This window comes from Paenibacillus sp. FSL H8-0283, from assembly GCF_045040675.1.
Lineage (GTDB): Bacteria > Bacillota > Bacilli > Paenibacillales > Paenibacillaceae > Paenibacillus > Paenibacillus amylolyticus.
Genome location: NZ_CP150295.1, coordinates 4,535,055 through 4,548,511 on the forward strand (window position 1 = coordinate 4,535,055; position 13,457 = coordinate 4,548,511).

The following is a 13,457-nucleotide window of genomic DNA, read 5'->3' on the forward strand; positions in this document are numbered from 1 at the left end:
TTTTGCACAGGCACCCTCTCATTTGCTGTTTCAAAAGGATGTACAAGAGAGTGCCTGGCTACAATTCAGGAAAGAAGAAGTCACATCATACTTACAATCCAACCGATCCAATACGCAAATGGAATTAATAACAACTGTGCCAACAGAGTACCGAATAAACGGGATACGAGCATGCAGCCATAAATCTGATTCATGCGATCCAAACGGATCTCGCCACGTAATGATTTGTCACTGAGCAGAGAAATCCGTGGATCGATCAGGATGGTTAGCAAAATAGTCGCTATTCCGTTAATTAACCCGGTCGATTGGGATGCAGCTACAGCCTGCCCTGGGTAAAGGTACGCTGCGTATAAGCTGGACAGGACACCCGTGGTATAGATTGCGGTTACCGCTACATTAAGCAGCATTAACCGTCTTGGCATCCCATGTTGTACTAATCGTTTGGCCATCTTCCAGGATGGCGGGGTGATGTAATACGTTGCATTTCTAATCTTGCTTCGCTTCAGCATACCGCGAACCATCGCAGGGATGGAACCGGCTGCTTCAAAATGTACAACCATTCTTGATGAGAGCTTCACCATGGTTGGAAAACACAATATGGCTAATGCCGTTCCAATTGTTGCCGCACCCATTAACCAGTGCAGCTGCGCCGCAAAGTGTGGATTGGCTCCACGTGTTGCAGTATCCACTAGATTACCTACCATCGGACCCTGGGCCATATTCGAGGTTCGAGAAACCAACAACAAGATACCTGCCAATGAAATGGCCAACGCGATTCTGCGGGTGCGTAATCCACCGAGGCGGAGCGCGTATGACAAGCTGTCTGCGGCATGAATCAGCATGGTGAACAGCATAGGGATTGCCAGACTAAGACTAAACATATGTATGTACTCCTTTATATTCCTGTTATTGAACTTATTTCTTTCATGGACAGCATTATACTCCTCTGGCTTGCAAAAGTATAGGAACGAGATCCTTTTATATAAGTTTAAATAAAGAATGTTTACAATGGACACTCCGATGACAGAACAACCTTCCGATCGCTGTTATCCCCAGATTTTTTGATTCCTTTTATAAAGGGGTAAATTCGGGGATAAAGGCGAACACTTCGTTTCTTCAGGTTTTTTCTGTCCTCTCCGTTTCGTGTAAATGTTTATTTCAATTTATATAGATCATCGGTAAATGCACTTACGACCTCGGCTGTTCATCGTTTATCCCTCCCCTCACAGGGTAATATACAATTAATCCATTATTGTACAGGAGGGGTTCATATGCCTTGGAACAAACAGGATTATCCGGTATCCATGAAGAATCTGGAACCACGTGTTAGACATAAAGCAATTGAGATTGCCAATGCTCTGCTCGATGACGGGTATGAGGAAGGACGCTCGATTGCCATAGCGACAGCTAAGGCGGAAGAATGGGATGAAAATCATCCCGCACCGGAAAGTTCGAAATCGGACTCCACATCTTCTTCCGATAATTCCAACCCTAAAAAGTCGTCTTCCACGGATCGTCGTCATTCCAAGCCCGTTTCTTCGTCCAAAAGTCATGACAACATCCATGTCGTGCCTACCGACTCCGGTTGGGCGATCAAAGAAGAAGGAAAGTCTACCTATCTGTCCACATTTGATACTAAGGCAGAAGCTGTAGATAAGGCCAAAGAACTGAGTAGCAAACAAAATATTCGAGCGATTATCCATAATCAGGATGGTCAGATTGCTTCTTCGATCAAGTCTTGAATGAATCGGAAAACAACAAAATCCCTTTTGCTGCTGAAGAGCAGTCAAAAGGGATTTTGTATGAACTTTAACTATCAAGACCTGAATATGATGCATACAGGTTATGGTTGTTCTGAAACGTATGGTTAATTGGATACACCTCTAGCCACCGTAGTCCGTTGTGAAATAGCAGCAGCGTTAACTGCCTTGGCTGCAGCCGATGGCATCGGCAATTTCACAGCCGAAGTTGTAACCACGGTTCCGCGAGCCGGAACACTAACGACGTACGTGATGACTTTGCTGGCAATCCATACGGCCAGAATCGTATATAAAGTTTCTTTTACCGGAAGAAAGAAAAGCGACAATCCCAATACAAAAGCATCGCTGACAAAGAAAACTGTTCCCAGCTTCCATCCCTTCCAGCGGCTAACCAGCACGGCGAGAATATCGTCTCCACCTGTCGCTCCACCGAATCGAAGCACGATCCCAGCGCCTACCCCTGTCAATATACCGGATAGAACTGCCGGAATCCACAGATTTCCGTTAAACGACAATACCAGTGTGGAGTATCGTTCAAAGCCGTCATAGAATAGGGAAAATGCACCGACGCCAAGCAATGCCTGAATCATGAATTTCCAGCCTTTAAGGAACCAAGCCAGGATCATGACCGGAATGTCCAGTAACAACATACCGATAGCAGGTGATAAGCCTGTTGCGTATTTTCCGAGCAGGGCCAGACCAACAAATCCGCCCTCCGATAAATGATTCTGAAAGTTAATGTGATAATAAGCAAAAGCTAAAATAAATGTACCGAGTAGCATAATGGCGAATTTGATCGCCTCTGTTTTAACGTGTTGTAAGGTTAACGATGTTCTCTTCATTCAGGTTCCCTCGCAGTTTGTAGGTTGGTTTTTTAGACCGACCGTACCCTGCAAAAGGTAAGCCTGGAAGAAATCATCGTGTACGTCCTTCGAATATTCATTCCAATCCCCTCTTTCGCAGAGTCAGCCGTTTTTTTGAACCGGTTGGTGTACTCTACAAGGGGCGCTATGTGTATGAGAGATCGTAACGTTTCCAGATCGTCCTTGGGGAGATTGTCCTTCGGGAACTCATGGTATCCTGATCCTTTCTGTTCTGTTGTGGTTAGCTGTGCTCAGTTAAACTGAAAAATAACTACAATGCATAAGCTTGAACATTTAATTGTACACTTACACTTGGATTACAGTACCCTCTTTTGATCGCGGTTATCCCCGGATTTTTGGAATTCCATTTTCCCTCTGGGGAAAATCCGGTGATCGCTTATGCTTCCGAATCTGCTTTCATTCAAAAAGCTTTCAGACGAACGCTTCGCTTCTACAGATGGGTTCTGCACTCTTCGTTCCTGTGTAAATTGTAAATCCAACTTACAGCAGTTGCAAGTTCATTCAGTTTAAACACCAAAGCTAACTTGCTTGTTCTTCTATTATATAACACCAACGTGACCGGGTCTAAACAGTAGACCCCTCAAAAACAGGCATAAAGCAGCCTTTGGACTGCTCCAGCAGTCATACGGCAACACCAGGATAAGCAATGCTTGCTAATGGTGCAACCTGCTCCTTTATTCTATGACCAAAGCTTCCAAAAATAACTGTCAGTCACCCAACTGTGACAAATTGGGGCCTTTTTTTATTTTCTTGCGCTTTTTAAAGGAATCATTTTCCTTTCACACATACACTATAGCAAACGTAATCGGCTTATTCTTTGTCCAGTTCAGACGTTTCCAGACTTACTCTGCTGTTTATGGTATAATATAACAATTGAATCCCACTACCGTTTAAGCGAGGCGGATTGATGAAAACGTTAAAGCCAAGAGTCTTTATTGGCTGCTCGCTGGAAGCGAAGCCGATTGCAGCCGCAGTACACGAAAACTTACGTTTTTCAGCCGAAGTTACCCCTTGGTATTCCGGGGTTTTTAATCCAAGCAGCTATACCATGGACGATCTGGAAGTAGAGGTCCGTACGACTGACTTTGCCATTTTTATTTTTCATCCGGATGATATATCCAAAATTCGCGGGAAGTACTACGCGTCGGTCCGGGATAATACAATGCTGGAAATGGGTCTGTTTATGGGTCGTCTGGGACGAAAACGTATTTTTTTCATTCTTCCTGAGGATATTACAGACATCAAGGACACAACCAAGGTCGAAGGATTGCGTATGCCCACAGATCTGCTGGGGTTAAATCCACTCGTATATGAAATCCGTTCTGACGGAAAGTGGGCACCAGCCGTGTCCGTGGCATGTTCCAAAATCGCAGACAGTATTGAGGAACAAGGACGCTGGAGTGATCCAGAATTGGAGAACATCATTGAGGAGCATAAACGCACTGAGGGAGAAGCAAGGTTACAACTGCTTAAGTTGCTGCGGTTCTTTAGGGAATTACTGCGTACCCGCAAAGCAGATGCCAAGATGCTGGAGCGAATGAGCGATGCCCTGCGTACTGCCTTTGTCTCTCATCCTCCATTCGCTGTACGTGGCACAGCCATATACCGTACAGATGACAGTGGTTACATTGAGCAATTATGTGGTAATGTTGGAGAACCGGGGAGAAAGTATGACTTGTCCGCTAACGACGACAAACAACCGGATGATCCCAAGCGCATTCTGGTGATTGATTCTTACCGGGAGAATAAAATCAAGATTAACCTGTATGATGATTACCTTGAGAAAGAGTATCTGCTATGCTATCCTGTAGCCAAGAGGTATGTAATCACCGTTCACATTATTGGACATATTGAAGCGGATGAGGCGGTATTTCAGCAGATTGACCTACAGAATCGTCAACTGTTCAACGCCATCAACGATTTGTTAGGAGGCGAACCGGAATGAAACCGGAAACGAAAAAAATAAGCAAGCGCTGGGGCAGCGAAAAAAAAGTACGCCTCAGTTCTGCGCCCGAATCATCACGACCGGTTCCGGAACCCAAGGAAGAAGATCGTTTCCACAAGCCGGCCGTACCGCTAACTACCATTGGGCCCTCCCTGAAGGGCAAGGAAAGACCTTATAAGGTCATCCTTGAAAAAGAGGCGTTCTACGAAAAGCCTCAATATCTTGCTTAATTTCTGAACACATCATCAAACCTGCCGCTGAATCGGCAGTATTTCATAGGCCCCGCCGCCCAAGGCAGGGGCTTTTTTGTTGCTCATTTTCGCTAAAATAAAACTGCTTCTACTCGTTGACCTGGTGCCATCGTGTTGCGGCAAGTCATTCTGAAATCCTTATTGTAATTCACTGCTTTAATTCATTGCTTGTAATTACTTCTGTAGCAGATGCATTGCATAAGGCTTATTTGGTTTATGGCCTTAGGTTTCCTGCAAAACCCATAAATTATACCTTATTTTGGAGCAGGCTTGTCCCTAAATCCCTAGCCTCACTCATTATCTGTACCTTTAGGAAAATGCGATAATGTGTGCTTCCAATATTTCTCGGTTGTATTGTGTATCTCCATTACATATATTGATTATAATATAGGAACACATGTTCTGTAAATATAAAATTCCAATTAAAGGTTAAGGAAGTGAACATATGACATCCTCAACTTCCGCCCCATCCCCTGCGGATGAAGACCATCGTCTGATTAAAGGTCTGGTTGTGCGTACGCTTTTGCTGGATGTACTTGAACGAGATATTCACACACTGGATACGTTGCTGCTGAAGATGCCCGAAGTCTACATTCTGTCGCTGACCCGCATTCAAAACAATGTGCTCAAGGAGATGTTGGCCCTTCGTAAACAGATGAGAACACGCGGTGTCAAAGTACTGGAAGAGAAACGGGAAGCCGAGGGAATCGAAACTCTGTATATGTGCAGAGGGTATTGGCAACGGTTCTATATGCTGTGGACATTCGCACGCAATGAAGTCAAAAAAGAACTCAGTCGGCATCTGCAGATGGACTTGGCGCAGACTTGATACAACTCTGACAATATATAACCCATTCCCCAGCAAAACAAGTTGACCACGGAAGGTTACGTTCATTAAGATGGAATAGAGATATCCAACCATTCCAATAAGGCATGATATAGTTTCAACCGGATATACTCTCAACGTCTTATCAATCAAGGAGCTGTACTTCATGGATTTGAATACACATTCGATTAAACAAACACCCGCACATACAGGCATTGCCGCAGATGTAACAGAACTGATCGGCCATACACCTGCTGTTAAACTAAACCGACTCACAGGCAGCGACTCCGCTGACGTATATGTGAAGCTGGAATACTTCAACCCAAGTGGCAGCGTCAAAGACCGTGCCGCCTACAACCTGATCGTTCAGGCTGAACTTGCGGGACACTTGCTCCCTGGTGCTACCATTATTGAACCGACGAGCGGAAATACCGGGATTGGTCTTGCGATGAATGCCGCCGCCAAAGGATATAAAGCCATTCTGATTATGCCGGACAATATGTCCAAGGAGCGCATCAACATTCTGAAAGCCTATGGCGCAGATGTGGTGCTCACCCCTGCTGCGGAGCGGATGCCTGGTGCGATTCGCAAAGCGAAAGAACTTCAGGCAGACATTCCAGGAAGTTTGATTCCGCAGCAATTCGAGAATCAGGCGAACCCGGACATTCACCGGATCACGACGGCTCCCGAGATTATGCAACAGATGGAAGGCAGGCTGGACGCCTTCATCGCTACGGCGGGAACCGGCGGAACCATTACTGGCAGCGGGGAAGAACTGCGTAAGCAGTTACCTGACATCCGCATCTATGCGGTGGAGCCCAAAGGTTCTCCGGTGATGTCCGGTGGCGAGCCCGGACCACACAAGCTCGTCGGTACAAGTCCGGGGTTCATTCCGGACATCCTGAATACCGACGTGTGGGATGCCATCATCCAGGTGTCCGATGAGGACGCACTGGATACGATGCGGCAACTTGCTGCCCGGGAAGGGCTGTTGCTCGGCCCTTCCTCTGGCGCTTCGGTGTGGGCCTCCCTTCGCATTGCGAAGGAACTGGGGCCGGGGCACCGCGTGCTCTGCATTGCGCCGGATACCGGGGAACGGTATCTGAGCATGGGTATTTTTTAACACAGCTAAAATCTGCACACATCAAAAAGGGGCTTCCATCTCCCATAAGTCATGAGCATGACAGAGGCCCTCCCTTATTAGCGCTCATTGGTCATTGGTTCTAATGAACCTGACCCACGCAATTCGCTCCTCTTTGCGTGGGTTTGACGTGTAACGAATCACAGCGACGTTATTTCTCCAAATTCGGTCGATTTCCAGGTTGAAAAGCCACTTTCGGACGGGATAACGTTACTGAGATTCGTTAGAATTTACATCACTTAATGATCACCCTAACAAGGTGCGGTAGGTTCGTTAGAATGTTGAAGGAATTGGTAGCGAGGAACGAGGGGAAATCCCTTGAAAAAAGGGAAGAGAAGTACATTGAAGGAACCATTAAAATAAAAAAATAAGCCCTTGCTCACTTACGGATGGTGAATCCGCAGAGAACAAGAACTTATTTTGGCAAGAAACTTTATCATCAAAAATAAAGCAAGAACATGTAACCTAAGCTGGTTAGTGTGTCAGGGTTGTCCATTCCACACCTTCAGGAAGCAGAGCCGCAATGCGGTCTTTGGCTTCCTTTTTGGTATACAGCGATTCATCGAGAATGACCGCGGAACCAGAATCCGTGCTTGTCCGAATCAGACGTCCGAGACCTTGCTTCACACGCAAGAGCATATACGGAAGATCGATCTCTTCGTATGGTGCTGCCGACGCACTGCGTTTTGCATTGAAGACAGGGTCCTGTGGTGGATACGGAAGCGACCAGATCATGACATTGGATAATGACGGGCCTGGAACGTCCAGACCTTCCCACAGATTAACGGAGCACAACACACTCTCCTCATCCTGCTGGAATGCCGCGATCAGATCACTGATCTCCCGGTCGCCCTCATACATAAAGCGCAAACCTTCTGCTTCAGGTACATGAACGATGTCCTGCTTGAACGCACGTAGCTCTTCCATCGTACGGAACAGAACCAGCGCACGTCCTCCACTCTCCTGAAGTAACGACACCGCATCACGCATGCGATTTTCGTTCTCCGGGTGACCCGGTATAGCTTCATCGGTAATTTTCATCTTCATTTTGTCCGCATAATCATACGGGGAAGCCACCGAGAATGATACAAAATCATCAATGCCCAGGCTGTCCGCCACATAACGGAATGAACTGTCCACAGATAACGTCGCGGAGGAGAATACAATTGGAATACCTGTGTTGAACACACGCTCGTTCAGCATTTCCTTCACGGTGCGCGGCATGATCGATAAGGTCGTCTCATCCTCGCTCTCTTCCGCCCAACAGATGTAACCATCTTCCTTGCGGAACAAGGCAAGCGCAGACTGAATCATATCGAGATGTTCTTCCACGACACGCATCTGATAACCATCCAGCGAGAACAATCCGCTCTCAAATACCAGTTCCTCACCGATCGCATCCAGCACACTCGTCAGACGTTCAATCTCACGCAGAAGCGGTGCTTCTACCCGAACTTCTTTCCGTTCCGAACCAGGGATCGCCACCGTATACGTATCCAGCAATGCAAACAGTCGCTCACTGCTCTCAATCGCTTCATCTACACACTCCGCGAGGGATTCACGAATCTCTCCTTCTAACAGGCGAGTGACGAGTTCCTCAAAGATGCGGTGTTTCAGCTTGTAGCTCAGTGCGTTCAGGGCTGCTTCTTCCAGCAAATGTCCTTCATCAAATACAACTGAACTGTGATCAGGCAACAGTGGCAATTGTCCCTCGCGTTTGCGCGCATCATAGGTCCACACATGCTCCATGTAATAATCATGGGAACAGATGATGATGTCTTTGGAACGTCGGTAATGGTCACGCGACAGCGTCAGGCCGCAACGTTGTCTTTTAGGACAAACAAAACAATCCTGGAACGGGTCCCAGTTGATTTTGTTCCACTGACGATCATTCAGATGTGGATACTGCTTGCGGTCACCATACGGATGGAAGGCCTGAAGTGTACCCGGCGTGTTCACAAAATCCGGCAGACTCTCATGCACTTCTTCAATAACAGGCGCATCTTCATCCGCAAATCGCATCGCACTTAGTTTGTTCAGACAGACGTATTGATCCGGTGATTTGCCCAGACGTGCGTCCACTTCCAAGTCCAGATGTGCAGCCAGCTTCGCAATATCTCCACCGGGCTTCACAAGCTGTTCAATCAAGGACTCATCGGCACAGGCGATCACCGCCGGTTTGCCCGTATAACGTGCATAACAGACCGCGTAGAGCAGATAGACTAACGTCTTGCCTGTTCCGACACCGGCCTCCGCCATAATGGTCTTTTTATCTCCATAGGCCCGTTCGAGCTGGTACGCCATAAAAATCTGTTCATCCCGTACCTCGAAGCCGAACTCTGGCAAAATATCGTAAAAAACATCGGCGACCCATTCTCCCAGACGGGATACAAAAGGTTCAGCCGGATCATATGCAAAAGGATAACGTTGTGTAGACAATCCTAGGTCAGCCTCCATTCTTAGACGCGGTCCTCTTTCATTTTCCGTTCAAAAAAGGCCGCAGGGCAAAAGTTAATTATCTCACGCGATGAAGCGGGTGACAAGCTTTTTTTACGAGATTATTTGCGAGGTTTAATGTATAGAACCAATTTTCAGGGAAAATATATACAGGAATCCACTTTAAGGAAAGGCGGTGCTCCACTCCATGAATCATCAGTCTTCACAATCAGAGCATTCCTCAGACAAAGACCCTGAGACATTAACGGATCGACAAGGTCATCCCATTACGGACAATCAGAATGTACGAACCGTTGGCAACCGGGGACCGACTACGCTGGAGAACTATCATTTTCTCGAAAAGATTACTCACTTCGACCGTGAACGTATTCCGGAACGTGTGGTCCATGCCCGTGGTGCTGGTGCTCATGGCGTATTTGAAGCGTATGGAACAGCCGGGAGTGAACCAGTATCGAAGTACACACGTGCACGTCTATTTCAGGAAAAAGGCAAACAAACGCCCGTGTTCGTTCGCTTCTCTACCGTTATACATGGTGGACATTCACCGGAGACCCTGCGGGACCCGCGCGGATTTGCTGTAAAATTCTATACCGAGGATGGCAACTGGGATCTGGTGGGTAACAATCTGAAAATCTTTTTCATTCGCGACCCGCTTAAATTCCCGGATATGGTACACGCCTTCAAGCCAGACCCGTTGACCAATGCACAGGATATGGAGCGTTTTTTTGATTTTGTATCATTAAGTCCTGAAGCTACCCATATGGTGACATTCCTCTTCTCTCCATGGGGCATTCCAGCGAATTATCGGCAGATGCAAGGCTCGGGCGTCAATACATATAAATGGGTCAATCAGGAAGGCAAGGGCGTACTCATCAAATACCACTGGGAACCGCTCAATCAAGGGATACGCAACCTGCTGCAAAAAGACGCAAGCGAGATTCAGGGACTGAACTTCAACCATGCGACGTTGGATCTGTATCACGCCATTGAACAAGGGGACTATCCCGAATGGGAGCTGTGCGTTCAAGTGATGGAAGACGGCGAGCATCCGGAGTTGGATTTCGACCCGCTGGACCCGACCAAGTTGTGGCCGCAGGAGCAGTTTCCTTTTCTACCTGTGGGCAAAATGACGCTGAATCGTAATCCCGAGGATTATTTCAATGAAGTGGAGCAAGCAGCGTTTGGCACAGGTGTATTGGTAGACGGGCTGGATTTCTCAGATGACAAACTGCTGCAAGGACGGACTTTCTCCTATTCGGATACCCAGCGTCACCGGGTGGGTGCGAACTATCTGCAACTGCCTGTGAATGCGCCGAAAAACCGGGTGGCAACCAATCAGAGCGGCGGGCAGATGCAGTATCAGGTCGATCGGGCACCGGGTCAGAATCCACATGTGAACTATGAACCTTCCTCGCTCGGTGGACTAAAGGAAGCGGCGCCACGTGGTAAGGAGCATGAACCACTGGTGGAAGGCCGACTTGTTCGTGAGAAGATTGAGCGTACGAATGACTTTGGTCAAGCCGGTGATACGTATCGGGCGTTCGAAGATTGGGAGCGAGATGAGTTGGTCAGCAACATGGTCGGGGCTTTGGCGCAATGCAAACCGGATATCCGGGAGCGCATGATCTCTCATTTTACCCAAGCCGATGCCGATTATGGTCGTCGTGTGGCTGAAGGGCTGGCCTCTGTTCCAACCGATGATAGTGCCACAGTCCAACCGAAACATGAACCAAGTGTCGAGCAAGCAGAGAAACGCAGTCGTGAGACGGACGGATATTAAGGTGGATGGACAGCGTTTGGATCGCTGAGTCTGACACTGTTGGTACATTTGGGTATTTTGAGTAAGGAGATTACGTTCTGGATTAAACATAGCCCTGATCGTCAAGTTGCCAATTGCAGCTGCTATCAGGGCTTTTTCATGACTAGTTTGAGTATAATCTTCACTTCAGGATGTAGGCTTCTATTTATTTTAGGTTGAATGAAGTTCATAGGAGTGGATCATAAGTAAAACTGGTACTCTGAGGATGGAAAAGCGTACTTCTCTACGTTCATTTCAGATGATTCTTCGTTAAATGAGAGCTATCACCCAATGGAAAGATTACATAATTCACGTGATATTACAGGCATTGGAAGCTTGCAGGCCTGACCTGCCTGCATGTACCTCCATCTGATCAGATGATTATTGATGATAACGCTTACAACATTTACCATAAAGCTGTGTCCTAGAGATTACATCTAACCAGCCGGCATGATCTATCTCATAGGTAACGTCTGGTACACGGCTACCACATGCTCTTCATTCTATTCCCAATTAACCAAGGAGGTCTACGTAATGAAATTATTCCCATCCACATCTACTCATGTATCTGCACGATCTGCACGTTCTCTGAAGGAACGCTCCCTCAAATCCAAAATGGCCCATATCTGTCTGAGTGCCGCGTTCCCTCTATTATTAATTGGTGGTGGATCGGCCGGTGCTGAGGAACTGATCGAGAGCAGCTTGCAAAATCCCTCTGAATCGGTGGCGACTTCGAATATCGCACTTGCTGCTGGTGATCTGTATGTGTCTCCTGGCGGCTCAGCCAGCAATCCGGGAACACTGAACAGTCCAACGTCACTGGCTAACGCATTGACCCAGATCGCACCAGGCAAAACGATCTATCTACGCGGCGGTAACTATAACTTCTCCCAGACCATTACCATTGAACGTGGCAACAGCGGTACATCGAGCCAACGTAAAAACCTGGTAGCGTATGGATCGGAAAAACCGGTCTTTGATTTCTCAGCCCAAGCCTTCGCTTCCACCAATCGTGGACTGCAAATGTTCGGAGACTACTGGTTCGTCAAAGGGCTTGAGGTGAAAGGTGCGGGCGACAACGGCATCTTCATCGGAGGTAGTTACAACCGTCTGGAGCAGATTGAAGCTCATCACAACCGGGATACGGGTATTCAAATGGGACGTTATGCTTCCACAGCCGCCAAGAGTGAATGGCCAGCATATAATGAAGTGATTCGTTCATACTCCCACAACAACTATGACCCGGATGACGGCGAGGATGCAGACGGTTTTGCGGCCAAACTGACCGTAGGCCCGGGCAACGTCTTCGACGGTTGTATTGCAGCCTATAACGTGGACGATGGCTGGGATCTGTATAGTAAAACAGATACAGGCGCCATCGGCGCGGTTACGATCCGCAACAGCATCGCCTACGCCAATGGCGCAACCGCAGACGGCACTTCTACCTCCAACAGTGATGGCAACGGCTTCAAGCTCGGCGGTGAGAAGATTGCGGTAAATCATATCGTCGAGAACAACATTGCATTTAATAATAAAAAGCACGGCTTCACCTACAACAGCAATCCCGGTTCGATCCAGATGAAAAATAACACCTCCTGGAACAATGGGCAAAGCAACTTTGCCTTTGATGTAGGCACCCACATCTTCACCAACAACCTGTCCTTCCAAGGCGGCGCCAGTGACAAAACAAGCGGAACTGACGTCAGCAGCACCAACGTCTGGTGGAAGAACAAAAAAAGTGAGAACGCCAAAGGCCTGCTCGCCAGCGCAGCCGACTTTGTCTCCCTCGTGCCTTCGGTAACGCGCAGCGCAGACGGAACACCTGTCTTGGGTAATTTCCTCAAGCTTGTGGGTGGCAGTGATTTGATCGGCTCGGGTACGCCAGCGGGTAAGAATATTGGGGCACGGTAAGTGGTAGTTATTTAGATAAAGGAATAATTTAAAAGCAAAATCCCCTCCCCCATGCCAGCCTGATCGGTGGTAATGGAGGAGGGGATTTTTGAATTGCTTTGTATTGTCTGCCGCTACCTTATAAGGTATATAGATATTCAAGGTTTGGCTAAAACCTCAATCATGAGCCTGCCGCCTGTGCGAAAACCTTGCTCAAACGCCGCTTCCACATACATGGACGTGGACTGTCCTATCAAGTCTATCAGTTGTTCCAGAGCATCGTATTCGTTCTCGGTAAGCTGTGTTTTGTAGTCCTGCATCAGGTCCGATATCTGGCGATTGATCTCCTGATACTCGGCCTGCTCAGGATGAATCGACTCGTCCAACCGCAGGTTCCCGTGAAACAAATCTTCGATCAGGTTTGACATGTTATCCCCACCTAGTCTTTTTACCAACTATTCTCACTATACTTTAGCGGATTTTCCGCTAAAAATCAATAGCGGAT

The 13,457-nt window shown here is 47.5% G+C and carries 11 protein-coding genes; 7 read left to right on the top strand and 4 right to left on the bottom strand.

Features of this window, described 5'->3' with window-relative positions; translation table 11 throughout:
* Positions 1-80 precede the first annotated feature (80 nt).
* A complete protein-coding gene (locus tag MHI52_RS20255; RefSeq protein WP_249913447.1) occupies positions 81-881 on the bottom strand; it encodes a lipid II flippase Amj family protein in 801 nt (266 codons plus the stop codon).
* Positions 882-1,271: 390 nt separating this feature from the next.
* Between MHI52_RS20255 and MHI52_RS20260 the strand changes: the two genes are divergently transcribed.
* Positions 1,272-1,742 (top strand): DUF2188 domain-containing protein, encoded by a 471-nt coding sequence (locus tag MHI52_RS20260; protein ID WP_405157531.1) that lies wholly within the window; start codon positions 1,272-1,274, stop codon positions 1,740-1,742.
* 125 nt (positions 1,743-1,867) lie between these two features.
* On the opposite strand, the gene MHI52_RS20265 is transcribed toward MHI52_RS20260, so the two are convergent.
* A complete protein-coding gene (locus MHI52_RS20265; RefSeq protein ID WP_036614465.1) occupies positions 1,868-2,602 on the bottom strand; it encodes a YitT family protein in 735 nt (244 codons plus the stop codon).
* A 949-nt stretch (positions 2,603-3,551) separates the two neighbouring features.
* Between MHI52_RS20265 and MHI52_RS20270 the strand changes: the two genes are divergently transcribed.
* The 4 genes from MHI52_RS20270 (at position 3,552) to cysK (ending at position 6,789) form a co-directional block, all read left to right on the top strand.
* The gene (locus tag MHI52_RS20270) at positions 3,552-4,589 is read left to right on the top strand and encodes a nucleotide-binding protein (RefSeq protein ID WP_083677397.1); all 1,038 of its coding nucleotides are present in this window, start codon (positions 3,552-3,554) and stop codon (positions 4,587-4,589) included.
* Positions 4,586-4,819, top strand: a complete 234-nt coding sequence (locus MHI52_RS20275) for a hypothetical protein (RefSeq protein ID WP_017687536.1) — start codon at positions 4,586-4,588, stop codon at positions 4,817-4,819. The genes MHI52_RS20270 and MHI52_RS20275 overlap by 4 nt, the downstream gene beginning before the upstream one ends.
* Positions 4,820-5,285: 466 nt before the next feature.
* Entirely contained in the window at positions 5,286-5,669 is a 384-nt protein-coding gene (locus MHI52_RS20280) for a hypothetical protein (RefSeq protein ID WP_036674948.1), read from the top strand.
* Positions 5,670-5,832: 163 nt separating this feature from the next.
* The gene (gene cysK / locus MHI52_RS20285) at positions 5,833-6,789 is read left to right on the top strand and encodes a cysteine synthase A (protein WP_405157532.1); all 957 of its coding nucleotides are present in this window, start codon (positions 5,833-5,835) and stop codon (positions 6,787-6,789) included.
* A 492-nt stretch (positions 6,790-7,281) separates the two neighbouring features.
* Here cysK and MHI52_RS20290 read toward each other — a convergent pair whose 3' ends face one another.
* Complete coding sequence (locus MHI52_RS20290; RefSeq protein ID WP_338706507.1) at positions 7,282-9,246, bottom strand: ATP-dependent DNA helicase; 1,965 nt, start codon at positions 9,244-9,246, stop codon at positions 7,282-7,284.
* 205 nt (positions 9,247-9,451) lie between these two features.
* On the opposite strand from MHI52_RS20290, the gene MHI52_RS20295 reads away from it, so the two are divergent.
* Positions 9,452-11,044 (top strand): catalase, encoded by a 1,593-nt coding sequence (locus tag MHI52_RS20295; RefSeq protein WP_405157533.1) that lies wholly within the window; start codon positions 9,452-9,454, stop codon positions 11,042-11,044.
* A 552-nt stretch (positions 11,045-11,596) separates the two neighbouring features.
* The gene (locus tag MHI52_RS20300; protein WP_405157534.1) at positions 11,597-12,973 is read left to right on the top strand and encodes a right-handed parallel beta-helix repeat-containing protein; all 1,377 of its coding nucleotides are present in this window, start codon (positions 11,597-11,599) and stop codon (positions 12,971-12,973) included.
* A 137-nt stretch (positions 12,974-13,110) separates the two neighbouring features.
* Here MHI52_RS20300 and MHI52_RS20305 read toward each other — a convergent pair whose 3' ends face one another.
* The gene (locus tag MHI52_RS20305; RefSeq protein ID WP_024631058.1) at positions 13,111-13,380 is read right to left on the bottom strand and encodes a DUF6809 family protein; all 270 of its coding nucleotides are present in this window, start codon (positions 13,378-13,380) and stop codon (positions 13,111-13,113) included.
* Between the last annotated feature and the right edge of the window lie 77 nt (positions 13,381-13,457).